At 68.8% G+C, this 17848-nt stretch carries 17 protein-coding genes; 11 read left to right on the top strand and 6 right to left on the bottom strand.

Translation table 11 applies throughout. From position 1 onward, the window contains the following. Positions 1 to 127: 127 nt before the first annotated feature. Complete coding sequence (locus tag AAIB33_RS11340; RefSeq protein ID WP_345800066.1) at positions 128 to 586, bottom strand: MarR family transcriptional regulator; 459 nt, start codon at positions 584 to 586, stop codon at positions 128 to 130. An 11-nt stretch (positions 587 to 597) separates the two neighbouring features. Next, the gene (locus tag AAIB33_RS11335; protein WP_345800065.1) at positions 598 to 2325 is read right to left on the bottom strand and encodes an MDR family MFS transporter; all 1728 of its coding nucleotides are present in this window, start codon (positions 2323 to 2325) and stop codon (positions 598 to 600) included. 156 nt (positions 2326 to 2481) lie between these two features. Here AAIB33_RS11335 and AAIB33_RS11330 point away from each other — a divergent pair, with 156 nt between their 5' ends. Next, positions 2482 to 2850, top strand: coding sequence for a 2'-5' RNA ligase family protein (locus AAIB33_RS11330; protein WP_345800064.1), 369 nt, complete (start codon positions 2482 to 2484; stop codon positions 2848 to 2850). Further along, on the top strand, positions 2847 to 2984 hold the full coding sequence (locus AAIB33_RS11325) for a hypothetical protein (protein ID WP_345800063.1): 138 nt from the start codon (positions 2847 to 2849) through the stop codon (positions 2982 to 2984). Before AAIB33_RS11330 ends, AAIB33_RS11325 begins: the two co-directional genes overlap by 4 nt. 15 nt (positions 2985 to 2999) lie before the next feature. Here the strand turns inward: AAIB33_RS11325 and AAIB33_RS11320 are convergent, their stop codons facing one another. Further along, positions 3000 to 3653, bottom strand: coding sequence for a YqaJ viral recombinase family protein (locus AAIB33_RS11320; RefSeq protein WP_345800062.1), 654 nt, complete (start codon positions 3651 to 3653; stop codon positions 3000 to 3002). Between the two features lie 92 nt (positions 3654 to 3745). On the opposite strand from AAIB33_RS11320, the gene AAIB33_RS11315 reads away from it, so the two are divergent. From AAIB33_RS11315 to rplL, 4 genes are all read left to right on the top strand, one after another. Next, positions 3746 to 4381 (top strand): 4a-hydroxytetrahydrobiopterin dehydratase, encoded by a 636-nt coding sequence (locus tag AAIB33_RS11315; RefSeq protein ID WP_345800061.1) that lies wholly within the window; start codon positions 3746 to 3748, stop codon positions 4379 to 4381. Positions 4382 to 4653: 272 nt separating this feature from the next. Continuing rightward, positions 4654 to 5640: a hypothetical protein gene (locus AAIB33_RS11310; RefSeq protein ID WP_345800060.1), complete on the top strand. Its 987-nt coding sequence runs from the start codon at positions 4654 to 4656 to the stop codon at positions 5638 to 5640. A gap of 424 nt (positions 5641 to 6064) precedes the next feature. Next, on the top strand, positions 6065 to 6580 hold the full coding sequence (rplJ, locus tag AAIB33_RS11305) for a 50S ribosomal protein L10 (RefSeq protein WP_345800059.1): 516 nt from the start codon (positions 6065 to 6067) through the stop codon (positions 6578 to 6580). 39 nt (positions 6581 to 6619) lie between these two features. Next, entirely contained in the window at positions 6620 to 7009 is a 390-nt protein-coding gene (gene rplL, locus AAIB33_RS11300) for a 50S ribosomal protein L7/L12 (RefSeq protein ID WP_165128292.1), read from the top strand. A gap of 231 nt (positions 7010 to 7240) precedes the next feature. Here rplL and AAIB33_RS11295 read toward each other — a convergent pair whose 3' ends face one another. Further along, complete coding sequence (locus tag AAIB33_RS11295; RefSeq protein ID WP_345800058.1) at positions 7241 to 8281, bottom strand: LacI family DNA-binding transcriptional regulator; 1041 nt, start codon at positions 8279 to 8281, stop codon at positions 7241 to 7243. Positions 8282 to 8520: 239 nt separating this feature from the next. Here AAIB33_RS11295 and AAIB33_RS11290 point away from each other — a divergent pair, with 239 nt between their 5' ends. The 3 genes from AAIB33_RS11290 to AAIB33_RS11280 all read left to right on the top strand — a co-directional run bounded on the left by AAIB33_RS11290 (position 8521) and on the right by AAIB33_RS11280 (position 12295). Then, complete coding sequence (locus AAIB33_RS11290; protein WP_345800057.1) at positions 8521 to 9852, top strand: ABC transporter substrate-binding protein; 1332 nt, start codon at positions 8521 to 8523, stop codon at positions 9850 to 9852. A 275-nt stretch (positions 9853 to 10127) separates the two neighbouring features. After that, entirely contained in the window at positions 10128 to 11327 is a 1200-nt protein-coding gene (locus tag AAIB33_RS11285) for a sugar ABC transporter permease (protein ID WP_345803425.1), read from the top strand. After that, positions 11324 to 12295 carry a carbohydrate ABC transporter permease gene (locus AAIB33_RS11280; RefSeq protein ID WP_345800056.1) on the top strand — a complete coding sequence of 324 codons (972 nt, stop codon included), beginning with the start codon at positions 11324 to 11326 and terminating at the stop codon, positions 12293 to 12295. The genes AAIB33_RS11285 and AAIB33_RS11280 overlap by 4 nt, the downstream gene beginning before the upstream one ends. 196 nt (positions 12296 to 12491) lie before the next feature. Here the strand turns inward: AAIB33_RS11280 and AAIB33_RS11275 are convergent, their stop codons facing one another. Together AAIB33_RS11275 and AAIB33_RS11270 are read right to left on the bottom strand one after the other, a co-directional pair. Continuing rightward, positions 12492 to 13187, bottom strand: coding sequence for a DUF305 domain-containing protein (locus AAIB33_RS11275; protein ID WP_345800055.1), 696 nt, complete (start codon positions 13185 to 13187; stop codon positions 12492 to 12494). 5 nt (positions 13188 to 13192) lie between these two features. After that, positions 13193 to 13909: a DUF3105 domain-containing protein gene (locus AAIB33_RS11270; protein ID WP_345800054.1), complete on the bottom strand. Its 717-nt coding sequence runs from the start codon at positions 13907 to 13909 to the stop codon at positions 13193 to 13195. A 479-nt stretch (positions 13910 to 14388) separates the two neighbouring features. Between AAIB33_RS11270 and AAIB33_RS11265 the strand changes: the two genes are divergently transcribed. Together AAIB33_RS11265 and glgX are read left to right on the top strand one after the other, a co-directional pair. Next, positions 14389 to 15618, top strand: coding sequence for a multidrug effflux MFS transporter (locus tag AAIB33_RS11265; RefSeq protein ID WP_345803424.1), 1230 nt, complete (start codon positions 14389 to 14391; stop codon positions 15616 to 15618). Between the two features lie 109 nt (positions 15619 to 15727). Next, entirely contained in the window at positions 15728 to 17812 is a 2085-nt protein-coding gene (glgX, locus tag AAIB33_RS11260) for a glycogen debranching protein GlgX (RefSeq protein WP_345800053.1), read from the top strand. The last annotated feature ends 36 nt before the right edge of the window (positions 17813 to 17848 follow it).

The raw sequence follows: 17848 nt of genomic DNA, 5'->3' as shown, positions 1-17848 counted from the left end.
GTCGCTCCTTCCCTGTGCGTGTCGCCATCGGCACCACTCGTCGCCGTGGTGAAACCCAGTCAACCGGGCGATTGTCTCGCGGGTGTTACGCGGGTGCTACCGGACCGAGAAGGCTCGGAGGAGACGCTCAGGGGGTGATGCCGTTGGTCAGCGCGTGGAGGAGGTGCGTGAGGCGCTCGATGTCTTCGACCTGCCACTCGTCGAGGGCGTCGGCGAGGCCGCTCTGATGAGGATGGCGCGCCGCGTCGAGGCGCGCGAGGCCCTCGGCGGTGGGGGAGAGCAGGCTCGATCGCCCGTCGGTCGGGTCGGGGGTGCGGGCGACGAGTCCGAGCTGCTCGAGCTCGCGCACCGTGCGACTGATCTGGCCCTTGTCGGTCATGAGCAGCTCGGCGAGGGCCGAGATGGTGACGCTCTCGCGTCGCACGATGGTCGTGAAGACCTTGTACGCGCCGGGCAGCATCCCCGGGCTCACTCGGTGCGCGTTCTCCATGATGACGCGGCGGAACTGCGTGATGAGCTCGCCGAACTCGGCCTCGAGGGCCCGCACCGCATCGGCGCGGGCCCCGAGGGGCGAGAGTTCGGTCATCGAGGACGACATTAGCGGCGGGTGGATGCCGTGGTGGAGGCGTCCCTGTCCTTGTCGCCTTCGAGCTCGGCGGCGTCGACCGTCGTGATCGCCTCGGTGGGGGCGAGGGTCTCCATGCCCTCCGGCACCGAGACGGTCGCGAAGTCGGCCTCGCTCGCGCGGACGCGCTCGCTCGTCGTCATGCGCGTGAGGGGCTTGTTCGGGAGGAACAGCACCGCGATGAGGCTGATGACCGCGAACGGCACCGCGATGAGGAACGAGTGCGAGATGCCCTGCGCGTAGATGTCCTCGAAGATCACGCGGACGACCTCGGGCATCTTCGACACCTGGGGAAGCGTGCCGCTCTGCAGCTGCTGCGCGATCTCCGCGCCCTTGGCGCCGAGGCTCATGATGGCCGCGGTGAGGTCGTCCTTCGCGTCGGAGACGAGGTTCGTGACGCTCGTGGCGAGCGCCGCGCCCATGACCGAGACGCCGATCGTGCCGCCGAGGCTGCGGAAGAACGTGACGCCCGAGCTCGCGACGCCGATCTCGGTCGGCTTCGATGTGTTCTGCACGACGAGCACGAGGTTCTGCATCGTCATGCCGACGCCCGCGCCGAGCAGGAACATGTAGACCGAGACGAGCGCGAAGTTCGTGTCGTAGTGGATCGTCGACAGCAGGTACGAGCCCGCGATGAGGAACACCGAGCCGACGATCAGGTAGGGCTTCCACTGGCCGAAGCGCGTGATGAGCGCCCCGACGCCGATCGACGACAGCAGCAGGCCCGCGATCATCGGGATCGTCATGAGGCCGGCCTCGGTCGGCGTGGCGCCGCGAGCGAGCTGCATGTACTGGCTGAGGAACACCGAGGCGCCGAACATCGCGATGCCGGTCGCGATCGACGCGATGACGGCGAGCGTGAAGGTGCGGTTGCGGAACAGGCCGAGCGGGATGAGCGGCTCCTTCGAGCGCAGCTCGACGACGATGAAGAGGGCCGTCGCGACGATCGCGCCGCCGACCATGAGGATCGTCTCGGCGCTCCACCAGTCGAACGAGTCGCCGGCGAGCGTGACCCAGATGAGCAGGAGCGACACGGCGACCGAGAGCAGCACGATGCCGACGTAGTCGATGTGCACCTTCCGCTTCGCGCGCGCCGGCAGGTGCAGCGTGCGCTGCAGGATGATGAGCGCGAGCACCGCGAAGGGGAGGGCGACGAAGAAGTTCCAGCGCCAGCCCCAGGTGTCGGTGATGACGCCGCCGAGGAGCGGTCCGCCGATGGTGGCGACGGCCATCACGGCGCCGAAGAGGCCCATGTAGCGGCCGCGCTCACGCGGGCTGATGATGTCGGCCATGATCACCTGGCTGAGGGCGGCGAGGCCGCCGGCGCCGATGCCCTGCACCGCGCGGAAGGCGATGAGCATCTCCGGCGACTGCGAGAAGCCCGCCGCCGCGGTGGCGAGGACGAAGATCGCGATGGCGAGCTGGATGAGCAGCTTCCGGTTGACGAGGTCGGCGAGCTTGCCCCAGACCGGGGTCGAGATGGCGGTCGTGAGGAGCGTCGCGGTGACGACCCACGTGAACGCGGTCTGGTTGCCGTCGAGGTCGTGGATGATGACCGGCAGCGACGTCGAGACGACCGTCGACGCCAGCATCGACACGAACATGCCGAGAAGGAGGCCGGAGAGCGCCGGAAGCACTTCGCGCGCGGGGCGCGGAGCGCTCTCGACCGCGCTCGGCGCGGGGGAGGAGACAGCGGACATGCAGATCCTTCGGATCGATGGGTGGAGGGGGCGCGGCGACGATGGCGCGAAGATGGTTGACGAAGGTCAACAGTTGAGAAGAGTCAACTATATGGTCAATCGTTGACTTGTGTCAACTATTCCCTCGGGCGTTGGATTCAGCGCGAGGATGTGGGCATGTTCAGCGTCGAGCTCGTGATGGATGCCTCCACCGAGGCATCCGTTCGCGAGGACTGGGATCGCCTCCTCGCCGCCGACCTGCCCAGCTCCGGACGCAATCCCTCACCGAGCAATCGCCCGCACATCACCCTCGCCGTGCGCGACCGCCTCGAGCCGAGCGCCTTCACCGAGATCGCCGAGCTGCTGCCGCTGCCGGTCGAGCTCAACGGCACGCTCCTGCTCGGCCACCGCGACCGCTTCGTCCTCGCGCGTCACGTCGTCGTGAGCTCGGCGCTGCTGGAGGTCCACCGGGAGGTCGCTCGTGTGGCGGGGCATCCCGAACCGCACTATTCCAACACCGGCGTCGACCGGTGGACACCCACGTGACGCTCGCGCGCGGCCTGACGGCGATGCGTCTCGCCGTTGCGCTGCGGACCGTCAAAGCCGCCAACCTCATGGGCGAGGCGACCGGTCTGCGCGTCTGGAACGCCGAGGCGCGCACGATCACGACCCTGCGCTGAGCAGCCCGCTCGCTGTCAGTCGGCGAGGGCGAGCGCGCGGAACGGCTGGCGAGGCTGCTCCGCGGGCCGGGTCGCCGTCGCCTTTCCGGCCAGGTGGCGTCGGTGCAGCTCGTCGATGAGCGCCGTCGCGAGCCGGACGAGCTTGCCGATCTCGACTTCGTCGCGCTCGACCCACGCGCACTGCGGCTCGTCGCCGACCGGCACGAAGCCGTTGTGCATCTCCCACGCGACGAGCGTGCGCTCGGCCCCGAGGACGTGCTGCTGCCACCACACCTGGCGCAGGTAGGAGCGAGGGATGCTGCGCCACTCCTTGTTGGTGGTCTTGATCTCCGCGAGGATCACGCGGCCCGAGGCGTCGACGCCGATGCCGTCCGGCGTCGCGAGGTGGCGCTTCTCGACGACGGCGTGGAAGAGGGCGGTCGAGGGCTGGATGCCGTGCGTCGCGGCCACCCACCGGGCGATCTCCGGCTCGCGCAGGCGGCCGTGGGCGGTGTAGGCGTTGCCCGAGAAGCCCGAGCCCATGAGCTTCGCGTCAGCCGCGCGCCGGATCGCGTTGCTCGACGTGAGCGTCGCGACATCCGTCGCCGTGATGCCGCGCGACCGCGCCCGCACCCACGCGACCCGGTCGCGGGAGTCCGCGACGATGCGGGCGGCGAGTTCGGGGGTCACGTCCTCCACCGTACGCCGCGTCGCCGACGTGCGAGGGTCAGCCACGCCCGGTTCGGGCTTGCGCTCGGCGGGGAGAGTGGCAGAGTCGGCGCATGGAGACGATCAGCGCAGAGGAGTTCCGCGCCGCGGTCGGCGCCGAGGGCTGGCGCGCGGGCGCGAACGGCGCGCACATCACCTACTCGACGGGCGACTTCGCCACCGGCGCACGCCTGTTCGCGGCGATCGCCGAGCTGGCCGAGGCGGCGAACCACCACCCCGACGTCGATGTGCGGTACGGGCACATCAGCGTGCACCTCATCACGCATTCGGCGCACGGGCTGACCCGCAAGGACGTCGACCTGGCGCAGCGGATCTCGACGGCCGCGCGCGAGGCGGGTGTCGAGGTCGACGGCACGACGCCGCAGTGCCTCATGATCGCGGTCGCTGCGGAGGACCCGGCTCAGATCCTGCCGTTCTGGCAGACCGTCACCGGCTACGAGGCGATCAGCGACCTCGAGCTGCGCGACCCGGCGGGGCGCGGCCCGCTCATCTGGGTGCAGCGGATCGACAAGCCGCTCCGCGGCCGCTCTCACCTCGACATCATCGTGCCGCGCGAGGAGGCGGAGGGCAGGGTCGCCGCCGCCCTCGCCGCCGGCGGCACGCTCGCCGACGACACTCACGCCCCGCGCTGGTGGACCCTCTCGGACGCCGCCGGCCACAAGGTGGACATCATCCCCTCCCGCGCCTGACCCCGGCATCCCCTCCCTCCCCTCTCCTCTCCCCTCGCCAGCCGGTTCCCGCGTCCATAGCCCGTGCTCTCACCGAGCGCCCACGATCTGACCGGTTCATAACATGGGCTTTCGGCGAGAGCACGGGCTATGGACAGCGAACGGGGCCGTCCACAGTGGGCGGGTCTCGGCCAGGGTTCATCCGCGCCTCCACAGTGAAGGTGCGCGCGGAGAAGTCCCCCGATCTGCAGGCGAGCACTTTTCGGGCGAACGAGCGGTGAGACTCTCGCCGGATGGCGCGCCACATCTCCTCCGACGAAGCACTCGCCGCCATGCGAACGCGAGCTCAACTTCTGAGGGAGGGATGGAGGCCCCGCGACATCGGTCGGGCGCTCTCCTCGGCGCGAATCAGGCGCGTTCAGCGCAATCGCTATGTCGAGGAGTCCTTCTGGCTCGATCTTTGGCCCGAGTCCCGACATCTCCTCGAGGTGAACGCCGCGGCGTCCGAGATGCGAGACGGTGAGGCAGCGGCCGCATACGAATCGGCCGGGGTGCTCCACAGGATGCCTCTCTACCGACACTCGCCCGGAGCAGTGCACGTGACTCTGCCGCAAGGCACTCGCGCCTCCAGCCGATCGGGTCTCGCCAGGCACCGTGATGCCCTTCCCGACGAAGACCTGACCGTTCTCGATGGCATCCGGTGCACGACGTTGGAGCGGACGACCTTCGATATCGCCCGGTCCCTGAGCCGCGAGGCCGCAGTCGCCTTCGCTGATGCCGCGCTGCGGAAGGTCGCGATGCGCGGCACGTCCTACGACACGGTGGCCGCGGAGGGCTGGCGGGAGCGGATGCTCGATCGGGCGGCACGAGGCGCCGGGCTGCGTGGCGTTCGACAAGCGATCGAGGTGATCCGTTTCGCTGACGGCCGAGCCGACCTCCCTGGTGAGAGTGTGACCCGACTGCAGTTGGCCCGTCTGGGATTCACGCGCTTCGGTCTTCAGGTCGTCGTGCCGGCGCCGTCCGGTGGTGAGTATCGCGTCGACCTCGAACTCGAGGAGATGAGGACACTTCTCGAGTTCGACGGGTATGCGAAGTATCTCGACGAGGCGCTTCGCTCAGGAAAGCCGCTCGCGGACGTGCTGCTCGATGAGAAGCGCCGGGAGGATTGGATTCGCGGGCGAACCCAGAAGCGACTCGTGCGGGTCGAGGACGCCCACATCGCGTCGCCGAACGCACTCGCAGCGAGACTGCTCAGTTTCGGCATCCCTCTCCCTTCCTGAACCGCACCCCGAGATCTCCCATGCTCGTGACGCCCGCCTTTACCGTCCATAGCCCGTGCTCTCGCCGAGCGCCCATGATCCGACCCGTTCGGAACGTGGGCTTTCGGCGAGAGCACGGGCTATGGACAGGAAACGACGAGGGGGACCACCGCGACGCAGGGAAGTGGGCCGATTTGGGGAGGGCCCGGGCGTCGGGTAGAGTAGGACCAAGCCGAAGACCGCCGGTCATCGACGTGCGCGCGAGCGCACCGAGATCGAAGCTCTGCGAATGCAGGGGCCCGCGCAGGTGTACGAACGAAACTCCCGGATCCGGGAATGAAGCTCCGTGCGCTTGCGCCGGAGCTTTTCTCATTCTCAGGGGGAACTGGATGCCTCGGCCGGCGCCCCGCCATCGCGGTGCGTCTCATACACACAAGGAGTGGCCATGGCGCAGAAGGAAGCATCGGTCGCCGAGCTCACGAAGAACTTCGAGGACTCGACCGCCGTTCTGCTGACCGAGTACCGCGGTCTGACGGTTGCCCAGCTCAAGGAGCTGCGCAACAGCATCCGTCAGGACGCGGAATACGCCGTGGTGAAGAACACGCTGACCAAGATCGCCGCGAACAACGCGGGGATCACGGCGCTGGACGACGACCTCAAGGGTCCGTCGGCCATCGCGTTCGTGCACGGCGACCCGGTCGCCGTCGCGAAGGGCCTGCGTGCCTTCGCCAAGGCACACCCTCTTCTCGTCGTGAAGGGCGGTTTCTTCGACGGAAACCCCCTGACCGCTGAAGAGGTGAACAAGCTCGCCGATCTCGAGAGCCGTGAAGTCCTGCTGGCGAAGCTCGCCGGTGCGATGAAGGCCTCGCTGACCAAGGCGGCATACGTCTTCACTGCGCTTCCGTCGAAGGCCGTTCGCACGGTCGACGCGCTGCGCGAGAAGCAGGAGTCCGCTGCCTGAATCGGGCGCGGCTGAACAACCCCACACAAGGAGACAGAAATGGCAAAGCTCAGCACTGAGGAGCTGCTCGACGCGTTCAAGGAGCTCACGCTCATCGAGCTCAGCGAGTTCGTCAAGGCGTTCGAGGAGACCTTCGACGTCACCGCCGCCGCCCCCGTCGCCGTTGCCGCCGCTGGCGCGCCGGCCGGTGGCGCCCCCGCCGAAGAGGTTGAGGAGAAGGACTCCTTCGACGTCATCCTCGAGGCCGCCGGCGACAAGAAGATCCAGGTCATCAAGGTCGTCCGCGAGCTCACCTCGCTCGGCCTCGGCGAGGCCAAGGCCGTCGTCGACGGTGCTCCCAAGGCCGTCCTCGAGGGCGCCAACAAGGAGACCGCCGAGAAGGCTCAGGCGGCCCTTCAGGAGGCCGGCGCCACGGTTACCCTCAAGTAATCGAGCGCTCTTCGCTCGCGAAGCCCCGGGAACCTCGGTTCCCGGGGCTTCGTGCATGTCGGTGAGGGATGCCGCTCCGCGGCCGAGGGCCGGGGAGGGATGCCGCTCCGCGGCCGAGCACGGGGCCTTGCGCCTCTCCTGCGCCCAGGGTCGGGGAGGGATGCAGCTCCTCAGCCGAGCGCCGGGCAGTGATGCCGCGCCTCAGCCGAGCGCCGGCAAGGATGCCGCTCCTCAGCCGAGCGCCGCGGATCCGGCCGCTCCCACCGCGGCCGAGGGGACGCCCGCCGGGGGAGCGGTGGAGTTGCGCACGATCAGCGTCGCGTGCAGGCGCAGCTCGATGACGGGCGTGTCGGGCTCGCGCAGTTGGCGCAGCAGCATCTCGGCCGCCTGGATGCCCTGCGCGTGCGGCTGCTGCTCCAGCGTGGTCAGCGAGAACATGTCGGCGTACTCGTGGTTGTCGATGCCGACGACGCTGAGGGAGCTGGGCACGGGCAGGCCCAGCCGGCGCGCGGCGATGACCGCCCCGATCGCCACCTCGTCGCACGTCCCGACGATCCCGGTGGGGCGGCGACGGGCATCCCCGAGGAGGTCGACCGCCGCGGCGTAGCCGCCGGGCAGCGAGACGGGTGAGGAGACGTGCATCGGCGCGAGGCCGGCGGCCTCCATCGTCTGCTCGTACCCCAGGAGCCGGGTGTGGTCGACGTGCGCCCAGTGGCTGCCGCCTCCGCCGAGGAAGGCGATCCGCGTGTGTCCCAGCTCGATCAGGTGCTCGGTCGCGCGGCGCGCGGCGTGGATGTCGTCGAGGGCGATCGTGCTCGTCTCGCTGCTGGCGCCCACGACGCTCACGACCGGGCGTCCGACGGCGATGAGGCGCTCCAGCTCGTGGTCGCTCGGCTCGAGCCCGACGGCGATGAGGCCGTCGAAGCGCTGCCGGGCGAGGAAGTCGTCGAAGACGCGCCGGCGGCCGTCGGTGCCGGGCCGCGCGTCGTAGAGGGTGAGGTCGTAGCCGTGCCGGAGGAGCGAATCCTGGATCCCCTCCAGCACCTCCGCGAAGAACCAGCGGCTGATGTACGGCATCACGACGCCGACGTTCTGCGTCCTGCCGGTCGCGAGGCTCACCGCAGCGGTGGAGGCCACGTAGCCGAGGGATGCCGCGGTCTCGAGGACGCGCTCGCGCGTGCCGTCGGACACGTAGCCGCTGCCGGTCAACGCACGGCTCGCGGTCGCCTTGGACACTCCGGCGGCCCGTGCGACGTCGGCGATACCGACCATCCTTCACCTCCTCGTGCGTGCGCATCCGCTGCACACAGGGACTCTGTGCTGGAACCGGTTCCCGGGCCATCATTGCGTGAACGGCGATCCGTTGCCACACTTCTCGCGTGGGGTTACGGGTTCGTGACCTTCGACCGATTGTGCAGGACTACGGCGTCCCCTAGCGTGTGTCTGGAATCGGTTCCTGATCATCACATGTGACATCGGCGTCGTGCCGAGTCGCGAATGAGGAGGCAGTAATGAGTGCAGGTTCAAGGCCGCGCCGGCTCGTGGCCGGGCTGAGCGTCCTGGCGATCGCGGGTCTCGGGCTCGTCGCGTGTACCGAGGGCGGTGACACCGGATCGACAGACGCCTCGAGCAAGACCGTGCGCATCTCGGGCGGCATCACAGGCAGCGAGGCCGATCTGCTGCAGCAGTCCTTCGACCAGTTCACGAAGGACACCGGCATCAAGGTCCAGTACACCGGCGACAAGTCGTTCGAGGGCAACATCGTCACGAAGGTCGCCGGCGGCAGCGCGCCCGACATCGCGATCGTCCCGCAGCCCGGTCTGCTGAAGTCGCTCGTGGGCACCGGCGAGGTCAAGCCGGGGTCGTCCGCCGTCGAGGCGAACGTCGACAAGTACTGGTCCAAGGACTGGAAGACGTACGGCACGGTCGACGACACGTTCTACTCGGCGCCGATGCTCGCGAACGTCAAGGGCTACGTCTGGTACTCGCCCAAGGCGTTCCAGGAGTGGGGCGTCCAGGTGCCCACCACGTGGGATGAGCTCATCACGCTCACGAAGACCATCCGCGAGAAGACGGGCAAGGCCCCGTGGTGCGCGGGCTTCGAGTCCGGTGACGCATCCGGGTGGCCGGGCACGGACTGGGTCGAAGACCTGGTGCTGCGCAACTCCGGTCCCGACGTCTACGACCAGTGGGTCGCGAACGAGGTCAAGTTCACCGACCAGCCGATCAAGGACGCCTTCGACCACGTCGGCGAGATCCTCAAGAACCCCGACTACGTCAACGCGAGCTTCGGCGACGTCGCGAGCATCAACTCGACGGCCTTCGCGAACGTCGCGGCTCCGGTCGCGAGCGGCGACTGCGCGCTGACCCACCAGGCGTCGTTCCTGTCGTCGAACTTCCTCGACGTCAAGACGAAGGACGGCACGGCGCCGACCGTGGCGCCCGACGGCGACGTCTACGCCTTCGTGCTCCCCGGGTTCAAGGCGGGCGACGCGCAGGCGATCGAGGTCGGCGGCGAGTACGTCGCCGGATTCTCCGACGACGAGGCCACGCAGAAGGTTCTCGAGTACATGTCCACCCCGGAGTTCGCCGACACGCGTGTCGGGCTGGGCGGCGTCATCTCGGCGAACCAGGGGGCTGACCCGATGAACGCATCGAGCCCGTTCCTGCAGGACGCCATGAAGCTCGTCCAGGACGCCAACACGACGGTCCGCTTCGACGCGTCCGACCTGATGCCCGCGACGGTGGGCTCGGGATCGTTCTGGCGCGGCATGGTCGACTGGATCGACGGCAAGGACACCTCGGAGGTCCTGAGCGACATCCAGGCCGGCTACGAGAACTGACAGCAGTCGGCGCGGTGGAGTCGCCCGTGAGAACGGGCGGCTCCACCGCACCACCACAAGACGTCTCTGGTTGATCGCGATCGATCCGGTTGCGAAGAAGCATTCGGAGGGCTCACATGACCGATACGACAAAGGTGCAGGACGCCACGTCACTCCCGCCTGACAAAGAGGCGATGGATGCCGCGGAGCGCGAGGTGCACTACGCGCGGCGGGCGCGGACGACGAGGCTCGTCGTGGCGCTCGCGTTCATCGTCGCGCTGGCGCTGTTCTTCTTCATGGTGACGAGGCCGCCCACGGAGGGCGCGCTGCCCACCTCGCTGGGCTTCTCGTTCAACAGCTTCTTCCAGTGGATCGGGAGCCAGGGCCCGATCGTGCAGATCCCGATCGTGCTCATCGTCTTCGGGATCGTGGTCGGGGTGCTGCTCCTGCTCATCGAGTACGCACCGCGCGCGGGACGAGGGTACTTCTGGCTCCGGCTGGCGGCCTGCTTCATCATCCCGATCGTCGCGTTCATGATGCTGCGGCCCTACCAGGGCGCGGTCCTCTACGTCCTGGCGATCGCCGTCATCCTCGGCGGCATCCTCTTCTATGCCGACTATCGTGCGCGAGCGGGCGCGGGGTATCTCTTCCAGCTCGTGCTGTTCATGGCGCCCGCCTCGATCCTGCTGCTGATGGGGCTCGTCTACCCGGCGATCGCGACCTTCATCCAGTCGTTCTTCGACAAGACGGGCAAGACGTTCGTGGGCTGGGACAACTACGTCTGGGCCTTCACGAACCCGACGGGCTTCTGGTCGATCATCAACACGATCCTCTGGGTGCTGTTCGCGCCCGTCGTCTCAACGATCATCGGTCTCGCCTGCGCCGTCTTCATCGACCGGGCGCGCGGCGAGAAGGTGCTGAAGATCCTCATCTTCATGACGTTCGCGATCTCGTTCGTCGGCGCCGGCATCATCTGGGAGCTCCAGTACGACTACCGGCAGGGTGAGCAGATCGGCATCTTCAACGCCATCGTGGTGGCGTTCGGCGGTGAGCCGGTGTCGTGGCTGTCGCTCACGCCGCTGTGGAACACCTTCTTCATCATGGCGGTGTTCATCTGGAGCCAGACGGGCCTCGCCATGGTCATCCTCTCGGCGGCGATCAAGGCTGTTCCGCCGGAGCAGATGGAGGCTGCGGCCCTCGACGGCACCAACGCCTGGCAGCGGTTCCGCAACGTCACGCTTCCCGGCATTCGTCCCTCCATCGTCGTCGTGCTGACGACGATCGCCATCGGCGCCCTGAAGATCTACGACGTCGTAGCCGTCATGACCGGCGGGCGCTCGAACTCCACCGTGCTCGCGTTCGAGATGGTCAACCAGCAGCAGAGGTTCCAGAGCTACGGGCACGCGGCGGCGCTCGCCGTGCTCCTGTTCATCCTCGTCATCCCGATCATCGTGTTCAACGTGATCCAGATCCGGAAGCAGAGGGAGATCCGATGACTATCGAGGTGATCGAGCCCGTCGTCGACGGACGCTCGGCGCGCAAGGTCGCGCGGGACACGCGCAAGTACGAGGAGATGGCGCGGAGGCGGCTCTCCTCCAAGGGAGCGACGATCGCGGCCCTCGCGATCGCCATCTTCTGGACGATCCCCACCTTCGGTCTCCTGGTCACGTCGTTCCGCCCCGCGGCCGACGCGCAGACGACGGGCTGGTGGACGGTCTTCACCAACCCGAGCTTCACGACCGAGAACTACCAGCTCGCGCTTACGTCGGGCGGCACGACGCTGACGCTGGGGGAGTCGTTCCTCAACTCCCTCGCGATCGCCATCCCTGTCGTGTTCTTCGCCCTCGCGGTCGCCTCGCTCATGGCCTACGCCTTCGCGTGGATCGACTTCAAGGGCAAGAACCTCCTGTTCATCGCGGTGTTCGCGATGCAGATCGTGCCGATCCAGATGGCGCTCATCCCGCTGCTGAGCCTCTTCTCGCGAGGTCTCACGATCAACGGCGTGCAGATCTTCCCGGGCCTCGAGCTGCGCGACATCGATCACAGCTTCGCGACGGTGTGGATCGCCCACACGATCTTCGCGATGCCGCTCGCGGTGTTCCTGCTCCACAACTTCATCTCGGAGATCCCGAGCGAGGTCATCGAGGCGGCGCGCGTCGACGGGGCGGGTCATGGTCAGATGTTCTTCCGGATCGTCCTGCCTCTCGCGACGCCCGCACTCGCCTCGTTCGCGGTGCTGGAGTTCATCTGGGTGTGGAACGACCTGCTCGTCGCCACGATCTTCGCTCCACCGACATCGCTGCCCATGACGCAGTCGCTGGCGGGACTGTCGGGAACGTGGGGCAACCAGTGGTACCTGCAGGCCGCCGGCACGTTCCTCACGATCATCACGCCGCTCATCGTGTTCTTCGCACTGCAGCGGTTCTTCGTCCGCGGCCTCATGGCGGGCGCGACGAAGGGCTGACGACCACGCGGCCGCAGGCCGCACGACGAGAGAGGGCTGGCGCAGGGGGCGCGCCGGCCCTCTCTTATGCGTCGAGGGGACGGTTCGGGATGCTGCTCGCCGCGCCGACGGGACGGTTCGGGATGCTGCTCGCCGCGCCGACGGGCCGGTTCAGCATGCTGCTCGCCGCGCCGACGGGGCCGGCTCGGGATGCCGCTCACTGCGTGCAGCCGAGGCGCTGCTCCATCGCGGTCATGGCGTCGATCTCGGCGGTCTGGCCCTGCTTCATGCTCTGTGCGACGGCGAGGACGCGGGGAACGCTCCCGAGCTCGAGCACGGCGTCCGCCATCGGGATCGCGCCCTGGTGGTGCCGGATCATGAGTGTGAGGAACAGGCAGTCGGCCTGGGCACCTGTCGCGGCGTTCAGCTGCGCGATCTCGTCTGCGGTGGCCATGCCCATCGCCGCGCGGAGCTCGGCGTCCGTCTGCGGCGTGCCGGTCGCAGCGCCGCCGGCGTGTCCGGCGTGGCCGGACGCGGCATCCGTCATCCACGACATGAGCGGCGCACCCGACTGCGGCAGGCCCCACTGCACCAGCCAGTCGTACATCTCGCCGCGCTGGCCGGCCTGGCTCGTCGCCATGTCGTACGCGAGGCTGCGCAGTTCCTCGTCGTCGGTCTTGCGGTAGATGTCCATCGCCATCTCGATGGCCTGCGTGTGATGAACCTGCATGTCACGCGCGAAGCCGATGTCGGCCGGGTTCGGCGTGACGGCGGAGGAGGTGCCGAACGTCGAGAATCGCCCGATCGCGAAGGCGAGGGCCGCGACACCGACCGCGACGAGCACGTAGACCCACCACCGCGGGCGGGACGGCGCGGGGCTCGCGTCGGTCTCGGCCGCCTCCGCATCGCTCATGGACGTCAGGAGACCTTGCCCGGCGCGTCGATGCCCCCCGTGCAGAGCGCGGTGGGCTCGGGCGCGTTCTGGCTGCGCCAGTACTCGGTGAAGAACTCCGTGATGCGCGGGTCGTCGACCGAGTCGAGCTTGAGCTGGTGGTTCCACGCCGACAGCACGAACGGCGAGTCGAGTCCCTTGTACGGCGAGAGGACGGCGTAGGTCGACGGCAGGTACGACTTCAGCTTCGCCAGGTCGTCCCCCTTGATCTTGTCGGCGTCGTAGGTGACCCAGATGGCGCCGTGCTCGAGCGCGTGGACGGCGTTCTCGTTGGGAACAGGCTGGTCGTAGACGCCGCAGTTCAGCCAGACGGGGTTGTGCGGGCCGCCGGCCGGGGGCGTCTGCTCGTACGTGACCGGGTCTTCCGTGTGCGTGGCGACGTTCTGGAACGTCTCGACGCCGTCGATCTCGGCGCCCGTGCTGCTGCCGGCCTGGTACGTCGGCGCGGGCTTCGGGGCGAAGACGATGGATGCCACGATCGCGGCGATCACGATGACCGCTGCCGCCGACCCGACCACCCACCAGACGAGCTTGCTGCGCCGCCGCTTCGCCAGCTGCTTCTGGTACTCGGCGAGCTTCTCCTGGCGCTTCTGCTCGCGCTGCTGCTTGACGGACTGGTTGATCTTCGCCTGAGTCGCGGGGTTGCCGCTCGTGCGCTTGTCGTCGGGTGCTGTCGGGGTCATGTCTGATCTCGGCTCGGGCGCCCGCCGACGGGCGTCGGGCTGCTGTGCAGGAATGGCCTCAGCTTATTCGAGTGCATGCTTCGAGGCCTGGGAACCCGCACAGAGACCGTTCTTCGCGGGCGAGCGGTTTCCGGTATCATTGTCGTCTCGAATCGATTCGGATCTCGGATCGATCCCTCGTCGCAACTCTCGCTCCCGCAACGCCGCACTCCGCATTCTGCGCCTGAGCCGCCCGACGGTGTCGACGCGTCCCTTCTCCCAGCCGCCCATCGTCACCGAAGTGAATTCCGCCCTTGCTCGACACCGCCTCCATCCCGACGCAGACACCCCCGCAGACCGACTCCACCGACCTCCGCGCCGACGCCCAGGCAACGGCCGCTCGGCCCGAGGCGAACCGCACAGCGACCGGCAGCATCCGCGTGCCGTCGTCCACAGGTGCGATCCGCACACTTGGACCGAATCCGGCGACCGCGCCCATCATGCTGCACCCGGGGGACTCCATCCCCGCCCGGCGCCGCATCCTCTACATCATCCTGCTCGGGGCCCTGACGGCCCTCGGCCCGTTCACGATCGACCTCTACCTGCCGGCGTTCCCCGTCCTCGAGGCCGATTTCAACACGACGGCCGCCGCGATCCAGCTGACGCTGACCGGCACGATGATCGGGTTCGGCCTCGGCCAGCTGATCGTCGGCCCGCTGTCGGACAAGGTGGGCCGCCGCATCCCGCTCCTGTCGGTGACGGCGCTGCACGTCGTCGCGAGCATCTGTGCAGCGCTCGCGCCGACGCTCGTGACGCTGTCGATCGCTCGCGTCATGATGGGCGCGGGCGCCGCGGCGGGCGGCGTCGTCGCGGCCGCGATCGTGCGCGACCTGTTCGGCGGACGCCGTCTCGTCGTGATGCTCTCGCGCCTCGCCCTCGTGTCGGGTGTCGCGCCTGTGCTGGCGCCGCTCCTCGGCTCGGCGCTGCTGCTCGTCATGCCGTGGCGGGGCGTCTTCGTCGTGCTGGCCGTCTACGGCTTCGTCATGCTCATCTCGGCGTCGATCTTCCTGCCCGAGACGCGTCCACGGGCCCGTCGCACGGAGGGAGGCTCGACGACCGTCTGGCAGCGGTATCGCAGCGTCTTCAGCGACCGCGTCTTCGTCGGCGTCCTGATCATCGGCGGCATGACCTTCAGCGGTCTCTTCTCCTACCTGTCGTCCTCGTCGTTCCTCTTCCAGCTCGACTACGGCTTCGACCCGCAGCAGTACGGCATGCTCTTCGCCGTCAACTCCCTCGGCGTCGTGCTCGGCGTCCAGACGGCGTCGCGCCTCGCGGCGCGCTTCGGGCCGCAGTGGGTCATGGCGTGGTCGACGGGGGTGCTTGTGGTCGCGGCATCCGCCATCATCGTCTTCGACCAGCTCGGCTTCGGGTTGTGGGGCACGATCGTGCCGCTGTTCTTCTTCATGACGGGCTGCGGCTTCACGTTCCCCTGCGTCCAGGTGCTCGCGCTCGACCGCCACGGCAAGGCGGCGGGCACGGCGCAGTCGATCATCGGGGCGACCAACTTCGGCGTGGCGGGCATCATCTCGCCGCTCGTGGGCTGGATCGCCCGCGACGCCGGCATCACGCCGACGACGATGGCCTCGGTGATGGTCGCGTGCGCCATCGTCGGTGTGCTGTCGCTGTGGTTCGTCGTGCGACCGCGGACTGTGGAGCGCCTCGCCCCCTGACGACACACCGCGAGCCGACGGGTCAGGGGCTCACCCGCACACGGTGACGTCGGCGTCAGACCCCGGACGCGCCCTCGCGCGCGGCGGGGCGGCGCCCTAGCCTGGCTGCGTGCAGGTCACGGTTCGCCCCGGTCGTCCCTATCCGCTCGGTGCCCGCGCGACCAGCGACGGCGTCAACTTCGCCCTCGCGGCGCCGAGGGCGACAGCCGTCGACCTCTGTCTGTTCGACCCCGACGGCACCGAGTCGCGGATCGCGCTTCCCGCGCGCGACGCCGGCATCTGGCACGGGCTCGTCACCGGCGTGGGGCCCGGGCAGCGCTACGGCTACCGCGTGCACGGCGACTGGGACCCCGCCGAAGGGCGGCGATTCAACCCGGCCAAGCTGCTGCTCGATCCGTACGCGAGGGCGATCGGGGGAGCTGTCACCTTCACTCCGGCCGCCTACGGGCACGACGCGGCGAACCCGACGAGGCCTGACGGCGAGGATTCGGCCGGGGTGATGCCGCGCAGCATCGTCGTGGAGGAGCTGCCGCCCGCCGGCGAGGTGATCGCAGATGCGCCGGAACGCCGCTCGCTCGCCGACGCCGTGCTCTACGAGGTGCACGTCAAGGGGTTCACGGCGACGCATCCCGACATTCCGGAGAATCTGCGCGGCACGTACGCGGGGCTTGCCCACCCGGCCGCGATCGCGCACCTGACGTCGCTCGGCGTGACGGCGGTGGAGCTGCTGCCCGTGCACCAGAGCGTGCCGGAGGCGTTCCTCGTCGAGGCAGGCCTGACGAACTACTGGGGCTACAACACGATCGGTTACTTCGCGCCGCACGCGGGATACTCAGCCGCTGTGCGCGCCGGCCGGCCCGGCGGCCAGGTGGCCGAGTTCCGCGCGATGGTCGACGCACTCCATGCGGCCGGTCTCTCGGTCATCCTCGACGTCGTCTACAACCACACCGCGGAGGCGGGCGCCGACGGTCCGACGATCGCCTTCCGCGGCATCGCGAACAAGACCTACTACCGCCTGTCGCCGTCCGACCCCGCGACCTACGTCGACACGACGGGATGCGGCAACTCGCTGAACGTGGGCGAACCCTTCACGCTGCGGCTCATGATGGACTCGCTGCGGTACTGGGTGACCGAGATGGGCGTCGATGGGTTCCGCTTCGACCTCGCGCCAAGCCTCGCCCGCGCCGACGGATCGTTCTCGGCCCTCTCAGCGTTCTTCGACCTCGTCGCCCAGGACCCCGTGCTCGCGCAGGTGATCCTCATCGCCGAGCCGTGGGATGTCGGTCAGGGCGACAGCTACGACCTGGGCCGCTTCCCGGCGGGATGGAGCGAGTGGAACGGGCGCTTCCGCGACACCGTGCGCGACTTCTGGCGCAGCCACGACGGCCTGCTGCCCGATCTCGCGGCGCGGATCACCGGCTCGCCCGACCTCTACACGCGCCATTCGCGGGGACCGGATGCCTCCATCAACCTCGTGACCGTGCACGACGGGTTCACGCTGGCCGACCTCGTCTCGTACGACGGCAAGCACAACGAGGCGAACGGCCAGGACAACCGTGACGGCACGGACGACAACCGATCGTGGAACTGCGGCGTCGAGGGCCCGACCGACGATGCCACCGTCGTTGCGCTGCGGGCGCGACAGCGCCGGGCGATGCTGTCGACGCTCGTGCTGTCGCGCGGCGTGCCGCTCCTGCTCGGCGGCGACGACATCGGCCGCACGCAGAGGGGCAACAACAACGCCTACTGCCTCGACGACGAGGTCACCTGGTGGGACTGGGCTGGTGCGGACGCCGATCTCCACGCATTCACGGCGAATCTCGTGCGCCTGCGCCACCGGCATCCCGTGCTCCGTCGTACGCGCTACCCCTCGCACCCCGAGGCGGTGCGGTGGTTCACCCCCTCCGGCGCCCCGATGTCGGCGGGGGACTGGTCGGACGGCGCCGCGAAGAGCGTCGCACTCGTGCTCTCGGGTGCGCTCGATCCCGACCTCGACGATGCCAGCGAGGCTCTTGTGGATGTCGACGTCGCGATGCTTCTCAACGCCTGGTGGGAGCCGCTCGACTTCGCCCTGCCGTGGGCCGATGCCGTGACGGTCGAGTCGGACAGCTTCGAGCCCGCCCGCGCGGGGACGATCGCCACGGAGTCGATCACGGTCGGACCCCGGTCGTTCGTCCTCGTCGCACGGGCCTGAGCCGCGCGGTCGTCGCTCCGGCGAGGGCCGCGGAGG

The organism is Microbacterium sp. AZCO, assembly GCF_039614715.1.
Lineage (GTDB): Bacteria > Actinomycetota > Actinomycetes > Actinomycetales > Microbacteriaceae > Microbacterium.
This window is presented reverse-complemented; position numbering and strand designations above follow the sequence as displayed.

Bases quoted from the DNA above. Each gene is read 5' to 3' on its own strand.
- AAIB33_RS11310 (WP_345800060.1), top strand. From the start codon at position 4,654: ATGGCGCGCCACATCTCCTCCGACGAAGCACTCGCCGCCATGCGAACG.
- AAIB33_RS11335 (WP_345800065.1), bottom strand. From the start codon at position 2,325: ATGTCCGCTGTCTCCTCCCCCGCGCCGAGCGCGGTCGAGAGCGCTCCG.
- AAIB33_RS11280 (WP_345800056.1), top strand. From the start codon at position 11,324: ATGACTATCGAGGTGATCGAGCCCGTCGTCGACGGACGCTCGGCGCGC.
- AAIB33_RS11285 (WP_345803425.1), top strand. From the start codon at position 10,128: ATGGTGACGAGGCCGCCCACGGAGGGCGCGCTGCCCACCTCGCTGGGC.
- AAIB33_RS11295 (WP_345800058.1), bottom strand. From the start codon at position 8,281: ATGGTCGGTATCGCCGACGTCGCACGGGCCGCCGGAGTGTCCAAGGCG.
- AAIB33_RS11315 (WP_345800061.1), top strand. From the start codon at position 3,746: ATGGAGACGATCAGCGCAGAGGAGTTCCGCGCCGCGGTCGGCGCCGAG.
- AAIB33_RS11340 (WP_345800066.1), bottom strand. From the start codon at position 586: ATGACCGAACTCTCGCCCCTCGGGGCCCGCGCCGATGCGGTGCGGGCC.
- AAIB33_RS11275 (WP_345800055.1), bottom strand. From the start codon at position 13,187: ATGAGCGATGCGGAGGCGGCCGAGACCGACGCGAGCCCCGCGCCGTCC.
- AAIB33_RS11290 (WP_345800057.1), top strand. From the start codon at position 8,521: ATGAGTGCAGGTTCAAGGCCGCGCCGGCTCGTGGCCGGGCTGAGCGTC.
- AAIB33_RS11330 (WP_345800064.1), top strand. From the start codon at position 2,482: ATGTTCAGCGTCGAGCTCGTGATGGATGCCTCCACCGAGGCATCCGTT.
- rplL (WP_165128292.1), top strand. From the start codon at position 6,620: ATGGCAAAGCTCAGCACTGAGGAGCTGCTCGACGCGTTCAAGGAGCTC.
- AAIB33_RS11265 (WP_345803424.1), top strand. From the start codon at position 14,389: ATGCTGCACCCGGGGGACTCCATCCCCGCCCGGCGCCGCATCCTCTAC.
- AAIB33_RS11270 (WP_345800054.1), bottom strand. From the start codon at position 13,909: ATGACCCCGACAGCACCCGACGACAAGCGCACGAGCGGCAACCCCGCG.
- rplJ (WP_345800059.1), top strand. From the start codon at position 6,065: ATGGCGCAGAAGGAAGCATCGGTCGCCGAGCTCACGAAGAACTTCGAG.